21 protein-coding genes are annotated in these 16,884 nt (G+C 35.5%); 1 reads left to right on the top strand and 20 read right to left on the bottom strand.

The window, feature by feature from the left end; genetic code table 11:
* From nuoK to NG806_RS11805, 15 genes are all read right to left on the bottom strand, one after another.
* Positions 1 to 330, bottom strand: a complete 330-nt coding sequence (gene nuoK, locus NG806_RS11875; protein ID WP_214828387.1) for an NADH-quinone oxidoreductase subunit NuoK — start codon at positions 328 to 330, stop codon at positions 1 to 3.
* A gap of 4 nt (positions 331 to 334) precedes the next feature.
* Positions 335 to 832, bottom strand: coding sequence for an NADH-quinone oxidoreductase subunit J family protein (locus tag NG806_RS11870; RefSeq protein WP_214828390.1), 498 nt, complete (start codon positions 830 to 832; stop codon positions 335 to 337).
* Entirely contained in the window at positions 832 to 1,389 is a 558-nt protein-coding gene (locus NG806_RS11865; RefSeq protein WP_089029007.1) for a NuoI/complex I 23 kDa subunit family protein, read from the bottom strand. The genes NG806_RS11870 and NG806_RS11865 overlap by 1 nt, the downstream gene beginning before the upstream one ends.
* Before the next feature lie 60 nt (positions 1,390 to 1,449).
* Positions 1,450 to 2,511, bottom strand: coding sequence for an NADH-quinone oxidoreductase subunit NuoH (gene nuoH, locus NG806_RS11860; RefSeq protein ID WP_261509808.1), 1,062 nt, complete (start codon positions 2,509 to 2,511; stop codon positions 1,450 to 1,452).
* An 88-nt stretch (positions 2,512 to 2,599) separates the two neighbouring features.
* Positions 2,600 to 3,598: a 2Fe-2S iron-sulfur cluster-binding protein gene (locus NG806_RS11855; RefSeq protein ID WP_214828396.1), complete on the bottom strand. Its 999-nt coding sequence runs from the start codon at positions 3,596 to 3,598 to the stop codon at positions 2,600 to 2,602.
* Between the two features lie 43 nt (positions 3,599 to 3,641).
* Positions 3,642 to 4,532, bottom strand: coding sequence for a hypothetical protein (locus NG806_RS11850; protein WP_214828411.1), 891 nt, complete (start codon positions 4,530 to 4,532; stop codon positions 3,642 to 3,644).
* A gap of 5 nt (positions 4,533 to 4,537) precedes the next feature.
* Positions 4,538 to 5,896 carry an NADH-quinone oxidoreductase subunit NuoF gene (gene nuoF, locus NG806_RS11845; RefSeq protein ID WP_261509806.1) on the bottom strand — a complete coding sequence of 453 codons (1,359 nt, stop codon included), beginning with the start codon at positions 5,894 to 5,896 and terminating at the stop codon, positions 4,538 to 4,540.
* Positions 5,897 to 5,908: 12 nt separating this feature from the next.
* Complete coding sequence (locus NG806_RS11840; protein WP_261509805.1) at positions 5,909 to 6,418, bottom strand: NADH-quinone oxidoreductase subunit NuoE family protein; 510 nt, start codon at positions 6,416 to 6,418, stop codon at positions 5,909 to 5,911.
* A gap of 100 nt (positions 6,419 to 6,518) precedes the next feature.
* The gene (nuoD, locus tag NG806_RS11835) at positions 6,519 to 7,742 is read right to left on the bottom strand and encodes an NADH dehydrogenase (quinone) subunit D (RefSeq protein ID WP_214828444.1); all 1,224 of its coding nucleotides are present in this window, start codon (positions 7,740 to 7,742) and stop codon (positions 6,519 to 6,521) included.
* A 71-nt stretch (positions 7,743 to 7,813) separates the two neighbouring features.
* The gene (locus NG806_RS11830) at positions 7,814 to 8,308 is read right to left on the bottom strand and encodes an NADH-quinone oxidoreductase subunit C (protein WP_214828447.1); all 495 of its coding nucleotides are present in this window, start codon (positions 8,306 to 8,308) and stop codon (positions 7,814 to 7,816) included.
* A 6-nt stretch (positions 8,309 to 8,314) separates the two neighbouring features.
* The gene (locus tag NG806_RS11825; RefSeq protein ID WP_214828460.1) at positions 8,315 to 8,875 is read right to left on the bottom strand and encodes an NADH-quinone oxidoreductase subunit B; all 561 of its coding nucleotides are present in this window, start codon (positions 8,873 to 8,875) and stop codon (positions 8,315 to 8,317) included.
* A gap of 65 nt (positions 8,876 to 8,940) precedes the next feature.
* Positions 8,941 to 9,312 (bottom strand): NADH-quinone oxidoreductase subunit A, encoded by a 372-nt coding sequence (locus NG806_RS11820; protein WP_089029016.1) that lies wholly within the window; start codon positions 9,310 to 9,312, stop codon positions 8,941 to 8,943.
* 115 nt (positions 9,313 to 9,427) lie between these two features.
* A complete protein-coding gene (locus NG806_RS11815; RefSeq protein WP_261509804.1) occupies positions 9,428 to 10,378 on the bottom strand; it encodes a T9SS type A sorting domain-containing protein in 951 nt (316 codons plus the stop codon).
* A gap of 167 nt (positions 10,379 to 10,545) precedes the next feature.
* Complete coding sequence (locus tag NG806_RS11810; RefSeq protein WP_214828467.1) at positions 10,546 to 10,722, bottom strand: hypothetical protein; 177 nt, start codon at positions 10,720 to 10,722, stop codon at positions 10,546 to 10,548.
* A gap of 151 nt (positions 10,723 to 10,873) precedes the next feature.
* Positions 10,874 to 12,007: a GTP cyclohydrolase gene (locus NG806_RS11805; protein ID WP_214828470.1), complete on the bottom strand. Its 1,134-nt coding sequence runs from the start codon at positions 12,005 to 12,007 to the stop codon at positions 10,874 to 10,876.
* Between the two features lie 105 nt (positions 12,008 to 12,112).
* Here NG806_RS11805 and NG806_RS11800 point away from each other — a divergent pair, with 105 nt between their 5' ends.
* The gene (locus NG806_RS11800) at positions 12,113 to 12,823 is read left to right on the top strand and encodes a zinc metallopeptidase (protein ID WP_214828473.1); all 711 of its coding nucleotides are present in this window, start codon (positions 12,113 to 12,115) and stop codon (positions 12,821 to 12,823) included.
* Here NG806_RS11800 and NG806_RS11795 read toward each other — a convergent pair.
* The 5 genes from NG806_RS11795 to NG806_RS11775 form a co-directional block, all read right to left on the bottom strand.
* Positions 12,820 to 13,422: an IMPACT family protein gene (locus tag NG806_RS11795; RefSeq protein ID WP_261509803.1), complete on the bottom strand. Its 603-nt coding sequence runs from the start codon at positions 13,420 to 13,422 to the stop codon at positions 12,820 to 12,822. The genes NG806_RS11800 and NG806_RS11795 overlap by 4 nt on opposite strands.
* Before the next feature lie 93 nt (positions 13,423 to 13,515).
* The gene (locus NG806_RS11790) at positions 13,516 to 13,692 is read right to left on the bottom strand and encodes a bacteriocin-like protein (RefSeq protein WP_214828479.1); all 177 of its coding nucleotides are present in this window, start codon (positions 13,690 to 13,692) and stop codon (positions 13,516 to 13,518) included.
* A gap of 53 nt (positions 13,693 to 13,745) precedes the next feature.
* Positions 13,746 to 13,919 carry a bacteriocin-like protein gene (locus tag NG806_RS11785; RefSeq protein WP_261509802.1) on the bottom strand — a complete coding sequence of 58 codons (174 nt, stop codon included), beginning with the start codon at positions 13,917 to 13,919 and terminating at the stop codon, positions 13,746 to 13,748.
* 58 nt (positions 13,920 to 13,977) lie between these two features.
* On the bottom strand, positions 13,978 to 15,018 hold the full coding sequence (gene ribD / locus NG806_RS11780) for a bifunctional diaminohydroxyphosphoribosylaminopyrimidine deaminase/5-amino-6-(5-phosphoribosylamino)uracil reductase RibD (protein ID WP_261509801.1): 1,041 nt from the start codon (positions 15,016 to 15,018) through the stop codon (positions 13,978 to 13,980).
* A gap of 62 nt (positions 15,019 to 15,080) precedes the next feature.
* Positions 15,081 to 16,883, bottom strand: a complete 1,803-nt coding sequence (locus tag NG806_RS11775) for a DUF349 domain-containing protein (protein ID WP_261509800.1) — start codon at positions 16,881 to 16,883, stop codon at positions 15,081 to 15,083.
* Between the last annotated feature and the right edge of the window lies 1 nt (position 16,884).

Genomic DNA, 16,884 nt, shown 5'->3' with positions numbered 1-16,884 from the left:
TTATCCTCTTAATTTATTAAATATACTCACATCTACAGAACGGGTATTTCTATATAGCATAGCAATAATTGCTAATCCTACTGCTACTTCAGCAGCAGCAACCACCATAATGAAGAAAACTAAAAGTTGCCCATCGCTATTCCCTTTATACGCTGAAAAAGCAGCCAATAAAAGATTTGCAGAATTTAGCATAAGCTCTACACAACCCAAAATTACAATAGCGTTTTTTCTCAACAATACTCCCAACACTCCCAAACAGAATAATACTGAAGAAAGAATGATGAAATACTCTAAAGGGACGCTTTGTATAAATGTATTTACTTCTCCCATAATTTTATAAATCTTTTTTACCGATTAATACCGCACCTACAATACCTGCCAAAATTAGGATGGAAGCAAGCTCAAACGGTAAAACATATTCATTAAACAAAAGTTTACCCAGATTTTTAGTAAGACCAACTCCTCTGTCTACATTCTCTACTACAACATATTTGCTCTGTACTCCTCTGAATACCCCTAAAACACCAATCAATAAAAGACCTGCTGTAAAAACACCAATGAATTTTAAAGTATTGTTCTTTTTACTTTCGTCTTCTTTATTAAGATTAAGCATCATCAGAATGTAAAGGAATAATACCATGATCGCTCCGGCATAAACGATGATCTGAATAATTGCAAGGAACTGGGCATTCAGAAGAATATACATTCCGGCAATTGAAAACATTGTAACAATTAATGACAAAATAGCATACAAAGGATTTTTTGCAAATACAAAGTATACTGCACTAGCCACTGCTAAAAAAGCCACCAAGAAAAATAAAAACTGATCCATTATTTTACCGCATTTTTTTGTTTCTCGGATTGTCTTGCTGTGATGTCAATCCTTTCATTTATCTTTTCAACTAATTTATCTTTTCCGTAGATAAAAGAACCTCTGTTGGTCTCTACATCCACTAATCTGTCTGTAAGATAGATAGCAGATTTAGGACAAGCTTCTTCACACATACCACAGAAAATACATCTTAGCATATTGATTTCATATACTGAAGCATATTTCTCTTCTCTGTAAAGACCTTTTTCTTCTTTTGTTCTTTCAGAAGCAGTCATTGTAATTGCTTCTGCAGGACAAGCAACAGCACACAATCCACAAGCTGTACATCTTTCCCTTCCTTCCTCATCTCTTTTCAGAACATGCTGACCACGCCAAACCTGAGCTCTTGGTTTTTGTACTTCTGGATACGAATACACTGCAGGAGCACCTTTTACTACGGTTCTTACAGCGTGCTTGAATGTAATCCCCATACCTTTGAAAATCGCTGGTAGGTAGATTTTCTCAGCAAGGGTCATTTCTTTATTAGAAACAACTTTTGATCTGTTAGTAAGTTTCATTTATTGTAATTTTTTTAGGCTGAAGTTGTATTCAGCATTAAAAATATATTCTTATCTATTCTAATGTCCGAATGCTAAAATTAAAGCTCCGGTAATAACAAGGTTTAAAACTGCCAATGGAATTAATGTTTTCCAACCTAAATGCATTAATTGATCATATCTAAATCTTGGAAGTGTCCATCTGATCCACATAAAGATCAGAATTCCAATTATCGTTTTAGATAAAAATGCTACAATACTTAGGATTCCGGCAATATTTTCACCCCAGTTTTGCGTTACCCACTCAATTCCCGGATAGTTATAGCCTCCAAAGAAAAGAACAACCATAAACGCATTTGAGATAAACATGTTTACATATTCTCCAAACATGTATAAACCCAACTTCATTGAAGAATATTCCGTAGAGTATCCTGTTACCAATTCAGATTCACATTCAGGTAAATCGAAAGGGTGTCTGTTTGTTTCTGCTAACGCAGCAACCATGAAAATAAGGAAGGCTAAAGGCTGATAGAAAATATTCCAGTTCATCCCATCAATATGAATAAGCCCCCACAGTTTTCCTGTAGTCTGTGTTTCAGTAATTACTTTTAAATCTAAACTTCCTGTCATCATAATGATAGAAAGTAAAGCCAATCCCATTGCCAATTCATAAGAGATCATCTGTGAAGAAGCACGGATAGCACCTAATAATGAATATTTATTATTCGAAGCCCAACCTCCGATCATGATTCCGTAAACACCAATGGAAGCCATTCCAATAATGAAAAGTACCCCAACGTCAATATTGGCAACCTGAAGATCATAAGACATTCCGCCAATATCTAAGCTTTTACCCCAAGGAATAACTGCTCCTGTGATCAAAGAAATGAACATTACTAATGCTGGTCCTAATACAAAAAGAAACTTTTCAGCATTGGCAGGTGTAAAGTCTTCTTTAAAGAAAAATTTTCCACCGTCAGCAAGAGGTTGCAGTAATCCGAAAGGACCGGCTCTGTTTGGTCCAATTCTATCCTGCATGATAGAAGCAACTTTTCTTTCTGCCCAGGTAGAGTAGGCTGCTATCGTTAATGAAAGCAAGAAGAGCGCTAGTACAAGTATCAATTTAAATGTAATTAAATCCATTTTTTATTAGATGTTAGATATGAAAAGTTAGCTATTAGAGTTGAGAAAGTCTGCTGTCTAATATCTGAAATCCGATATCTTATTAAAATTATTTTTCGTCTTTTTCGCTGATTTCCTTTGCCATTGGATTGTCTAAAACTCTTAGCTCATCCTTAGGCTTCTCATAATGGTTAAGTGAAATCACTGAATGTCTGTCGATATGTCTAGGACCTTCAATATTCCAGTCTTTCAATTCTTTTCTTTCGAAACGACAAGTATCACAGATAAATTCTTCAACTTCTCCCCACTGGTCTTTTCTTGCTGTAACTCTTACCACTTCATCTCCCTTCATCCAAACAACAGCTTTTCCTGAACACTTATCACATTTACATGTTGCATTCATAGGACTTGTAAACCAAACTCTGCTTGCAAAACGAGCTGTTCTGTCTGTTAAAGCACCTACAGGACAAACATCAATAATGTTTCCGATGTAATCATTATCCAATGCTTTATTTAGATATGTTGAAATTTCAGCATGATCTCCTCTGAAAAGAATACCGTGTTCTCTTGTGTTGGTAAGTTGATTAGCCGTAAGTACACATCTTGCACAAAGAATACAACGGTTCATATTCAGCTTAATATTAGGACCTAGGTCATCTGCTTCGTATGTATTTCTTTCAAATTCGGTTCTTGTACCTACAACACCATGTTCATAACCAAGATCCTGAAGATGACATTCTCCGGCCTGATCACAAATTGGACAGTCTAGCGGGTGGTTTACCAATAAAAACTCGGTAACCGCCTTTCTACCTTCCTGAGCTTTATCAGAAGTAAGATTTTTTACTTCCATCCCATCCATTACATTAGTTCTGCAACTTGCCACTAATTTTGGCATAGGACGGGGATCCGCTTCAGATCCTTTAGAAACTTCTACTAAGCAAGTTCTACATCTCCCTCCACTGGTTTCCAATTTGCTATAGTAGCACATTGCAGGAGGTACAGATTTTCCACCAATTTGTCTGGCAGCTTCCAAAATAGAAGTCCCAGGCAAAACTTCAGCAGTCTGTCCGTCTATAGTTATTTTGAATTTTTTAACCTCTTCGCTCATATTCTATGCTTTCGCTTATGCTTTTAAGGCGTTAAGCTATATTTTAATTATACTTCTTCGTGTTAAATGTATACCCGATCCCTGCAAGAACCTGCCCGAAAACAAAATCCTGTCTGGCTTTATCCGGTTTATTATTCAATGTGGTTTTAATATCCCACATATTGATATATCCAGCTTTAGCTTCTGCCCTAATCATCCAGTTTTTCCAGAAAACTAAGTTAAGGCTGGATCTAAGATCGGTCCCCATACCGGCAACATGAAATCGGTCACTTCTTTCATTTCCAAAAAGCTTTATGTTACTTTTAGGAAACATTACTCCGATTCCTGCTCCATAAGACCACACTAAATCTATATTTTTTTTATGAATAAGATTTTTGTATTTCTCAATACCTAAATTTTCATAATTAAGTCCATCTGTATGCTCGAAAGTAAGAAACTGCGTATCAGATAAATCTACCTGTCCATTATGTACCATTCCTGCATATTTAGGATCTGAAATTGTTCCTGAAAAATCAACCGTTTGATTTTGTTTCATTACATACTTCATATGATCGATCCCTAAAACAATAGCAAGGTTATCTTTTATAAAATATCCGAGTCTGAAGTTATACTGTGTTACTGTAAACCAGCTTGGATCAAAATAAACGATTCCGAACTTTGTCTGTTTATCTCTGGCAGCTACATTATTCAACTGAAAATCATAACCGTTTCCTGTGAAATGGATGTCAGAATTACTAAAAGCGCCCCTGTTCCAACCATAAAAAATGAACATCTGACCTTTTTTGCTTAAAGGTAAAGGTTTTTCTTTCTTCTTAATAGATGCCGGACCTACGGTAGGTAAATAATCGGATTGATATTCTAAAGAGTCATTTTTAGTTTTCTGTGCAAACACAAGATTTGAGATAACCAAACTAACAACTAATAACTTTTTCATTGTAATTACGCATTATTTTCAACAGCAGGAATAGGATCTGCATAATTAGCCAATCCATAATTTTGAGTTAAACATAACTCAGGATTTTTTATGTGCCATTCAAATTCATCTCTGAAGTGGCGTATGGCTGCTGCAACAGGCCAAGCCGCTGCATCACCTAAAGGACAGATCGTGTTTCCTTCAATTTTTCTCTGGATGTCCCAAAGTAAATCAATGTCTTCCATTTTTCCTTGTCCGTTTTCAATCTTCTTTAAAATTTTATACATCCATCCCGTTCCTTCACGACAAGGTGTACACTGTCCGCAACTTTCGTGATTATAGAATCTCGCTAAAGTCATGGTATGTTCTACGATACACTGATCTTCGTCTAAAACTATGAAACCTCCTGAACCCATCATTGTTCCGGTAGCAAAGCCACCATCTGCTAATGATTCATAGTTCATATATCTTGGTTCTCCGTTTACTGTTCTTAATAATAGATTTGCAGGAACGATTGGAACAGAACTTCCACCTGGAATACAGGCTTTTAATTTCTTTCCGTTTGGAATACCACCGCAATATTCATCTGAATAAATGAATTCTTCAACGGTAATCGTCATATCAATTTCATATACTCCAGGTTTGTTGATATTTCCGCATACAGAAATCAACTTTGTTCCTGTAGATCTTCCAACACCTATTTTTGCAAATTCAGCTCCTGTAATATTAATGATTGGAACTACTGCTGCGATAGATTCAACGTTATTTACCACTGTTGGTCTTTCCCAAAGTCCTTTTACAGCAGGGAATGGCGGTTTTAATCTTGGATTTCCTCTTTTACCTTCAAGAGATTCAAGCAACGCGGTTTCTTCACCACAAATATAAGCTCCACCACCTCTTTGAACATAAATTTCACAATCGAAACCGGTTCCAAGAATATTCTTACCTAAAAACCCAGCGGCTTTAGCTTCTTCAATAGCTTCTTCTAAAATATCCGGAATCCATGAATATTCTCCACGGATGTAGATATAAGAAACATTAGAGCCTAAACAGAAAGATGAAATAAGCATTCCTTCGATCAATAAATGAGGAAGAAATTCCATTAAATATCTGTCTTTAAAAGTTCCTGGTTCAGATTCATCTGCATTTACTACCAGGTGTCTTGGAACACCTTCCGGTTTTGCCAAAAAGCTCCATTTCATACCTGTAGGAAACCCTGCACCACCACGACCACGAAGTCCTGAAGTTTTTACTTCTTCTAAAATCTCATCGGGTGTCATCTTCAAGGCTTTTTCTGCTGCTTCATAACCTCCCTGTTTACGGTAAGTCTCGAAATAGCGAATACCTTCTATATGTGCGTCTTTAAGTAAAAGTTTTTTACTCATTGTATATTTTAATTAATCCAAAGCAACTTGTCCCTCTCTGCAAAGATCAAGGATTTCGTCTACTTTTTCTATCGTTAAATTTTCATGAAAGAATTTTCCCAACTGCATCATCGGCGCATAGCCACACGCACCAAGACATTCAGCGGGTTTTAATGTGAACATACCGTCTTCAGTAGTTTGTCCATCCTTAATATTCAGTTTAGTTCTGATATGGTCTAGGATTTTTTCGCTTCCGCAAACCATACAAGGTCCCGTTCTGCATACCTCCAAAACATATTTACCAACTGGCTTCATATTGAACATCGTATAAAAAGTAGCTACTTCATATACTTCAATTGGCTGAATACTCAATAATTCTGCAACATAATCCATTACTGGAACATCCAGCCATCCTCCGAATTCTTTCTGTGCTAAATGCAGAACAGGAAGAAGAGCAGACTTTTGTCTTCCTTCAGGATATCTCGCGATAATTTTATGTACTTGTTCTAAACTTTCCGGTTTAAAAGCTATTGTTTCGCTCATTTTATCTAAGATTTCAGATGTCAGATTTCAGACATCAGATTTTAATTTATCTATAGCGCTAAGAGTCTGACATCTGATATCTGATGTCTTACATCTTATTTTATGCGTCTAATTCTCCTGCAATAATATTCATACTACACATTGTTACGATCGCGTCAGAGATCACAGAACCTGTAATCATCTCAGGATACGCCTGGTAGTAGATAAAACATGGTCTTCTGAAGTGCAACCTGTAAGGCGTTCTTCCACCATCACTCACTAAATAGAATCCTAATTCTCCATTTCCGCCTTCTACAGCATGGTAAACCTCACCTTTAGGAATTTCAGTTTCTCCCATTACAATTTTGAAATGGTAAATCAAAGCTTCCATCTTATTATAAACATCAGCTTTCTCAGGAAGATAAAAATCAGGAACATCAGCATGGAAATCACCCTCAGGAAGATTGTTATATGCTTGTTCGATGATTTTAAGAGATTCCCATATTTCCTGTTGACGAACCATAAAGCGATCATAAGTATCACCTGCAGTTCCTACAGGAATAATAAAATCGAAATCCTGGTAAGACGAATAGGGTTGCGCAACTCTTACATCATAATCTACACCTGCTGCACGTAAATTAGGACCTGTAAAACTATAACTTAAAGCTCTTTCCGCAGAAATAGCTCCTGCTCCAATAGTTCTGTCCATAAAGATTCTGTTTCTTTCCAAAAGCTGACCGAATTCAGCAAACTTTTTAGGGAAAGTTTTTAAGAAATCTTTAATTAATTCATGACATTTTGGCGTCAAATCTCTTTCGAAACCACCGATTCTTCCCATATTGGTTGTCATCCTTGCTCCGCAGATCTGCTCATAAATATCATAGATACGTTCTCTTTCAATAAACATATAGGTAAGTCCCGTAATTGCTCCAGCATCCATACCTGTTACTCCATTACAGATCAAATGATCTCCAATTCTTGCCAGCTCCATAAGGATAACACGAATGTAGTCAACACGCTTAGGAACTTCAATTCCTATCAGTTTCTCAACAGTCATATGCCAACCTAAATTGTTAATAGGTGCAGAACAATAATTCATACGATCCGTAAGGGTAGTGATCTGGGTGAAATTTCTTCTTTCAGAAATCTTTTCAAATGCCCTGTGAATATATCCTACGGTTTGCTCAGCATGAAGAATTCTTTCTCCATCCATGGTTAAGACGTTTTGAAAGATCCCATGAGTAGCAGGGTGGGTCGGACCTAAATTGAGGGTATATAACTGACCGTCAATTTGCTCCTTACTTTCGTATTGGTTAAGTATATTAGATAATGAGTTATCTTTCATAATATATAATTGATAATTGATAGGCGATAATTGATCAGTAATCAATCATCAGTAATCATTATATTTTTATTTTATCTTCCGAACATGCTATCGTTCTTGTCAGTTCTGGTACCATCTTCAAGACGATATTCCTTCAACATTGGGTGATATCCAAGATCTTCCATATTTAAAATAGCTCTTAGATCAGGATGTCCCTTAAATTTAATTCCAAAGAAATCAAAAGTTTCTCTCTCCATCCAGTTAGCTCCGGCATATAGTTCTGTAAGAGAATCTACTTCGATATTTTCTCTCGACATGAATACTTTAAGACGGATTCTGAAATTGGTCATCATGTTGTGTAAATGATAAACCACTCCGATTTCTTTTTCAGGGAATTCAGGATAATGGATTCCACAGATATCTGTAAGGAAATTGATTTCTAAAGAAGAATCTTTAAGATAATGAACCACCTTTTTGATATCATCTTTTTTAACTTCGATGGTCAGCATTCCGTAAGGTTCTGAACTTGAAATTACAGTTTCCGGAAATTCTCTTGTTATTGCTTCTAATACAAATTCGTTCGTCATCTCCGCTTAGTTGCTTATGTTGTAAGAATCTAATAAATTCTGGTACTCAGGCATATCTCTCCTTCTGATGCTTTCGCTTTCGGCAAGAGCCTGAACCTGCATTACGCCTTCTATGATCTGCTCTGGTCTTGGCGGGCATCCAGGAACATAGACGTCTACCGGAATAATTTTATCAATTCCCTGTAAAACAGAATAGGTGTCAAAAATACCACCACTAGAAGCGCAAGCTCCTACTGCAACCACCCATTTTGGCTCTGCCATCTGAGTGTATACTTCTTTTAGGACTGGGCCTAATTTCTTAGATATAGTTCCACAAACCATCAACATATCTGCCTGTCTTGGTGAGAAAGAGTTTCTTTCCATTCCAAACCTTGATGCGTCATATGTTGGGTTTAGGGTAGCCATAAATTCGATACCACAACAAGAGGTTGCAAACGGTAACGGCCAAAGAGAGAACTTTCTTGCCATCCCGATTACACTGCTCAATTTCGTTGCGAAAAAACCTTCTCCTTCAAATCCTTCCGGAGCCGGTGCATCTGTTCTTATTATTGGTTTTTGATCTGACATTGTCTTTGATTTTAGATTTTGAATTTTAAATTCTGGATTCAAAATTCATCATTCATAATTTTACTTTATTTATCCCAATCAAGGGCTCCACGTTTCCATACATAGATAAATCCTACGAAGAAAATAGCAACGAATGTTAGAACCGCAAGGAATCCTTCAAATCCGAATTCTCTGAAGTTAACAGCATATGGATAAAAAAATACAATTTCGATATCGAATAGGACGAACAATACCGCAGTAAGGAAATATTTGATGGAAAAAGGGGTCCTGGCATTTCCTTCTACCGGAATACCACATTCCCAACTTTGATTTTTCACAGAATTTCCTTTCTTCTGACGAGGTCCTAAGAAATGCGCTCCAAGTAACGAAACAGCTACAAAACCAATTGCAACGCCGGCTTGAATAAGGATTGGAATATAACTTTCAGGTAAATTCATTTTTGCATTATTATCTCAATTTGCAAATTTAGCGAATAAACAAGAAAGCATGAAATTAATAACCTTAAATGTGGAGTTAAAATAAGGAAAACTGGTAATTTAGAATGAATAAAAATTAGGGAGTGATGATTATCTTTTTTGTGTATTTTTCTCCTTTTTTAGTAGCAACCGTCAAAAGATATTGTCCATCAGCGATATTTGATACATCCATTTTTTCTATGTTGTTTTGATTTGAAAAATCTTTAATAAGTCTTCCAGAATTGTCAAACAGCTGTATTGAGATGATTTGCTGGCGTTCAAGGTTGGTGTTACAGATAATGCTGCTTTTTGTTGGATTAATCACGTCGAAATAAATACCTGCGGTACTCGTCTCTTGAACGCCTAAAATAGGAGTACATGTGGATTTCACATCAGTTAAGTCATAGTACGTTGCTGCACCGTTAATCTGATAACCATACGTTCTGATTGGTGGCCCAACTTGTTTATTAATCATATCCAGCTCATGTAGGGTAGAATTCCATCCCGTAGAAGCTATAACATAAACCTTGGAGTAGCTTCCATGATTAATTGAAAAGGCTGAGAAGAAGTTTGATAATGCTCCGAAATTGACGAATGGGCAGCTTGCGGAAGGTGTATTCATATTGATTTCAAGTATGCCCGTTAAAGTAGTTACGAAGAGCCTCCTATCATAAAAAAAGAGATCTCCTGCTACATACTGTCCGGAAGGCAAATCGCCCATATACGAAAATGTACCAGTGCTAATTTCATATCTGTAAAGCTTGGATGGAGCTCCTACGGCATATAAGTAGGGGCCGGAATCAGAAATTAAAGCCCTAATTGCACCAGGCGAAGGAGTGAAATCCCCAAGAAATTCACATGTGGCATTGGAGCTGTTTTTCCTGTATAATGATCCCGAAGTAGTTACATAATATAGATTGTTGGAAACGTCTATAGCAATATCCGTATAAACTTCGTTCACAGGGTTTGTAGGCACACAGAAAGTTTCTTCTATTTGGCTTGCATTTGAAACATTAAGTTTATATACTTTGTTTACAGTACTGGACATGTTTAAAGTAGAGCTTATGTAAAATTCCTGTGAACATAATTTTATAGAAATAAAAAATAGGCTCAAAAAAACTGTTTTTAATATTAAGTTCATGGTATACAGTGTATTAGTGTGTGGTAAAAATAAAAAAATATTTTTAACAAACGAAAAATAGTCTGTAAGGGTATTTATTTCTTCATTTTTTTCAGAAGAGAATAGGCCATGAATGAAATATAGCCAAAAAGAATACTGGCATAAGCAATGTTAATGACCGTGTTCGTTTTATCGTCTCCATTTTGAAAAAAGAAATTGTAAATGATAAATCCGGCGATGAGGATTGCAAAGACGATAAGATGTGGTTTCATGGGACGAGAGTTGTAGGTTTGGAGTTGAATTGCTGTTTGGACTTACAAGGTACGGTATGTGTAGTTCGAGTTGGAGGAAGTAGAAAATTGAGATTGTCAGTATGTTCTCTTGCATCTTTTACTCAAATCTTGTAACACAAATCCCGAAACTTTAGTTTTCGTTTATGATCATCGAATACGTTCTTCTTCTCTTATGGTTCGTTGGATTATAATCCTGCCAAAGAACCTGTACACTTTTGTTTTCTTCCAATTCAGGATTTGTTTCAGCAAAATCGATTCCCATACTGGTAAATCTCACAAAAATTTCTTTAAAAATAATCGCTGTAACTCCTCTTCTCTGGTATTCCGGATGAATTCCAATAAGATAGAAATTCGCACGGTCATTCTTCTTGCTGGCTTGTAAGAAATGCCACCATCCAAAAGGAAATAATTTACCTTTTGCTTTCTGTAAAGCCTTTGAATACGAAGGCATTGTAATAGCAAAAGAAACCAATTGCTCATTTTCATCAACTACGCAAATCACATAGTTTTTATCAATAAAAGGAAAGTATTTTTCCCTGTACGTTTTTATCTGTTCATCTGAAATCGGTGTATAAGTAGAAAGGTGTTTATAGGTTTCATCTAATAGTTTGAACATCGGTTCAACAAAAGGTAGAATTTCCTCTTTTGATTTGAAGTTAAGAACTTTAAGCTTATACTTCTGAGCAATTAATCCACTGAATTTTTCTACTTTTTCAGGTAAGATCTTTGGGAAATTCATTTCATATTCTACCCATTCCTTTTCCTTAGTTAGGCCAAGATCTTCAAGGTGCTTTGGATAATATTCGTGGTTGTAGATTCCGATCATTGTTGCCAATTTGTCAAACCCCATTGTCAGCATTCCTGCTTTGTCGAGATTTGTAAAACCCATTGGTCCTTCGATCATATTGGTATTATGCTCTTTAGCGTAATCTTTTGCTTTTTGAATTAATGCTTCAGAAACTTCTTTATCGTCAATAAAGTCGATCCAACCGAAACGGACTTTCTTGATCCCTAATTCTTTTTCCTCTTTATGATTGATAATTACCGCAATCCTTCCAACCACTTTGTTGTCTTTATAGGCAAGGTATTGTTTAGACTCTGAATAATTTAATGCCGGATTTTCCTTTGCATCCCAAATCTTCATTTCGTCTTTTATAAACGAAGGAACATAATATGGATTGTTTTTATAAAGATCCATTGGAAATTTTACAAATTGTTTTAATTCGTTCTGGGTTTTTACTTCTAGAATTGAAACTTTTGACATAGTTGTGTAGGGTAATTAAAAGACAAAGATAAATAATAAAATGTAATACTTTGGCACAGTTTTTACATCTTACAGGTTAAAAATATCTATAAAATTTTATAAAAAATGATTGGTTATTATGTAATTATTGGGATTACAATGCTGGTGAGCTGGTATGTTTCATCAAAATTGAAATCTAAATTTGAATACTATTCCAATGTACACCTTCGAAATGGCCTTTCTGGAAAGGAAGTGGCTGAAAAAATGTTAAGAGATAACGGAATTAATGATGTTCAGGTAATTTCAGTTCCCGGACAGTTAACAGATCACTATAATCCAGGGGATAAAACAGTTAACCTTTCAGAAGGGGTGTACATGCAGAGGAATGCAGCGGCCGCCGCAGTAGCGGCACATGAATGTGGACATGCTGTACAGCATGCAGTGGGTTATTCTATGCTTCAGCTAAGATCAAAATTGGTACCTATTGTTAATATAAGTTCTAATTTGATGCAATTCGTAATTATGGCAGGTATTGCTGTTATGTTTGCAAGCAGGACTATTGAAAATCCAAATGGGAATGCCACTGTATTAGCAATTGGTGTTGCGTTATTTGCCGTTACCACTCTTTTCGCGTTTATAACTCTTCCTGTAGAATATGATGCAAGTAACAGAGCGATGAAATGGTTGAAAGATACCGGAACAGTTACTGCTGAAGAATATGTGGGAGTACAGGATAGTTTAAAGTGGGCAGCAAGAACTTATGTCGTGGCTGCTATTGGATCTTTGGTACAACTTCTGTATTGGGTTTCTTTATTGATGGGTGGAAGACGAAATTAATCTTTGAATTCAAAAGAAATATACTGCATCTCAGATAATTTATCTGAGATGTTTTCTTTTTGAGCTGTTTTTAAAGAAGCGGTAAGAATACAATTTTCGTTAGCATCAAAATTTAAAACTTTAGCATCAAACTTCGATAGTAAGGTAAAAATCGTATTCTGCTGATTAAAATTAAAGTGAATTTCAATTTCTGTTTCTAGTTCTCTGGTAATAATGTTAGTTTCTTCTAAAGTGAATTTTGCAGATTCCTTATAAGCTTTTACCAATCCTGAAACACCTAATTTTGTTCCACCATAATAGCGAACCACAATCACCAATACATTGGTAATTTCATGAGCTAGTAACTGATTGTAAATTGGTAGCCCTGCACTTCCGGATGGCTCACCATCATCATTAGCACGATAATTTTCACCATTTAAACCCATTCTGAAAGCATAGCAGTGATGAGTTGCTTTCGGGTGTTCTGTTCTTACTTTTTCTAAAGCATCCTTAAGTTCATTGTCATTATGTACGGGATAAGCAAATCCAATGAATTTGCTTCCTTTTTCTTTTATTAAAATATTTTCGATGGGTTTTTCTATCGTTTTGTATTCGTGCATTTACCTGGTATCGTTTAGGATTTACAAAATTAAGATTTTACATAAAAAAAAGAGCGTTTCCGCTCTTATAATCAAATATCATTTTTAATGTTGTTAGCACGCCTCAGGAAAACTTCCTTCAACCCAAGCTGGCGGGCAGCTCATATCCTGAGAATTATTACAACATTGCATTTGTAAAGATGGCGGATAAGTAGTACAACATAACGGCGGTCTCATTCCTCCGGATACTTTTCTTAAATTCTGTCTTGTGATTTTTTTTAGATTTTTCATAATAATAAAATGTTTAGTTGAAACTAATGAATTATTCGATATAAGTTGGATTATTATCCACAATAGTCCAAAGGGAGAAGGCATTTATAACTTGTTGGCCCACAGAAATCTGTCGGACAGTTGTCTCTGCAGCTTGTAAGATCCCCGTTAGGTAAAGTGCATGTTACAAAAACTCCACCGGTTATGGTTTTTAAATTGACCCTGGACATTTTTTTCAAATTTTTCATAATATGTATAGTTTAGTTTGAACCAAATTAATCATATTATTTCAAATAACTGTGATTATTATAAAAAGAAATAATGAATATTAGACAAATAAAAAGACAAAGTGTTATCTCTTACTGTTTGTATTTTAATAGGTTTTGGATTTAATTCAGGAGCCTTTGTTCCATTTTCAAGATTTAAATTATCATTCTTAATAACCATTGCTTCATCCCAAAGATCGGAATCAATGAATTGCTGTAAAGTAAACCGGCCGCCTTCAATAATAACTGACTGGATTTGCTCTTTATACAAAGCATTCATTAGATCTGAAAGAAAATTCTCCTTTCCAATTTTGATCCAATGGATATTGTTCTCAGATCCTTCTCTAATAGAATTAAAAACAAAAGTCTTCGCTTCATTGTTGAAGATCTTAAAGTCACCGGGAACTTTTAAATCAAAGTCGATTAAGATTCTTACAGGATTTATTCCTTCAACATTTCTTACAGTTAAACCAGGATTATCATTTAATGCAGTTTGAGTTCCCACGAGAATGGCGTGCTCTTCTCCCCGTAACTGATGGACAAATTGATTGACTAGCGAATTTGAAATTGAAGTGGGTTTGAAATCTTTATCCAAAAACCCATCAGCAGATTCGGCCCATTTTAAAATAATATAGGGTCTTTTCTTTTCATGATAAGTGAAAAACCTCTTGTTAAGTTCGATACATTCTTTCTCTAGAACTCCTGAAATTACTTCTATTCCTGCATCCTGAATGATTTTTTTTCCTTTTCCATTCACCTTATCATGAGAGTCCATCGCACCAATAACTACTTTTTTGAATCCTAGTTCTTTAATTTTTAAAGCACAAGGAGGAGTTCTTCCGTAATGTGCACAGGGCTCAAGAGAAACATAAATTGTAGATTCAGGGATAAGATCTTTATTGACTACAGAATTGATGGCATTGATCTCAGCATGAGGTTCTCCGGCTTTATGATGGTAGCCTTCTCCGATAATTTCACCATTATGCACAATAACACTTCCTACCAATGGGTTAGGATACGTTTTTCCCAAAGCCTTTTGAGCCAGTTCAATGCATCTTTTTATATATAATTCGTCCTGCATAGTATTAAAAAAAGCGAAGACAAATTTCTTTGCTTCGCCTTTTTATTGTTTTTTTTTATCAATTAGTCTCCAACAATAATATTGTGAAGATTTTGTTTTAAAGTTTCCAGATGAGCTTTCTTTTCGTCGATTGTGTTGAAAGTATCTGCTAATAAAGGATTGTCTCTTGACGGCTTGTTGAAGAATGCTAAATTGTTTTCTAATTTTACAATTTCAGACTCCAGGTCAGAGATCTGGCTCTTCATTTTTCTAGCCTTATCTGTCAATTGATTTTCAGAAAGACCTTCTTCTTTCAACTCAAGTTCATTGATCTTATTAAGTTTTAACTTTTCTCTTAAAGTTTTATTGAACTCAGAATTGATGCCGATCTTATCTCTAGGTACCTTTCCAATATTATTCCACGCTGTTTTTATAGCTTCGATCTTTTCGATACTTCCTTCGTCGTTAGAAATGGTTTTCAATTCCTCAAGAAGTTCTTTTTTCTGTTTGTGGTTTTCCTTCCAGTTATCAGTAGAAGCATTACTCTTCTCTCTGTAATTATTGAAGAAAGTATTACAAGCATCACGGAATTCATCCCAAATTTTATTGGTCATGCTTTTAGGAACGTGACCAATTTTTTTCCAGTCTTCCTGAAGCTTTTTAAACAATGGAACAGAGATATCCCATTCTTCATTATTCATATTGTCCTGAGCGGTCTTGATCAATTTTAATTTTTCATCAAGATTCGTTTGCTGGGAGCCTTTTAATGATTTATAATAATTGTTCTTTGTTGTATTGAAGCTTCTTAAAATAGTCTTGAACTCATTCCAGTTTTGGTTGGATAGCTTTCTTGGAACGCTTCCTATCTTTAAAAATTCAGAACGAAGATCTTCAACTCTTTTTATTGCATTTTGCCAGTAGTTATGATTTGGCGTTTCAGCAGGCTCAGATAATTTTTTAATCTCAGCAATAACCTTGTTTTTCTTTTCAAGGTTGTCATTTTGTTCAGATTCTATCGCTGCCGAAAGTTCAGATTTTCTTTCGTGAATTTTGTTTGAAATCTCTTTAAATTCTTCCCATGTTTTTTCACGGAATTCTTCAGCTACAGGTTCTGCCTCTTCTTTCCAAAGTTTATGAAGATACTGTAGTTCATTTAATGCTTTTTGGATGACAGGTTCATTTTCAAGTTCCTTAGCACGGGCAATGATATGTTGTCTTTTTTCAAGATTATGACCATATTCCTGCTCCAGGAATTCTTTATTTAAATCCAGCATTTGATAAAACTGATTCAAATGGTGGAAGTAATTATTGTTGAGAATTTTAAATTCAGATTTTGCCACCTGCCCGGCGTTTGACCAATCTTCTTTGATTTCGCGGATAGATTTAAACAAGTTGGTATTGGGCTCTGAATTGGTATAAAGATTTTTAAGTCTTTCGATAATACCCTGACGGTGATCAAGGTTTTTCTTCTGCTCTTCTTCCTGACCTTTCTGGAAGTTGTCATGTTTTTCTCTGAAAATACTTACTAAAGCAGAAAGTTTTGATTGTGAAGGATGCTCGTAGCTGAAATTCTCTGAAGCATTCCCTGCTTCTACATATTCATGCTTTTTGTCTTCCACTTCATCATGGATGTAATGACTTGCTTTTTCTTTTAATTGATTGAATTTTTTAACATCTTCACCAGCGTTAGCTGAGTTGATGATTTTTTCCATTTCTTTCAATGCATCGGCTAAAGAAATATCAGCATCAGCATGCTCTTCCAGATGTTCAGCATCATCGTGCTGAATTTCCTCCTGAGGCACAGTGTTTTCTGAGGTCTCTTCTTGTGATACTTCTGTAGAATTCTTATTTTCTTCGTTTTCAGAAAAATTATCTTCTGTTGTCATA

It is taken from the genome of Chryseobacterium paludis (genome assembly GCF_025403485.1).
GTDB classification, from domain to species: Bacteria; Bacteroidota; Bacteroidia; order Flavobacteriales; family Weeksellaceae; genus Chryseobacterium; species Chryseobacterium paludis.
Note: the sequence above shows the minus strand (reverse complement) of the source record. Positions and strands in the feature narration are given on the sequence as shown.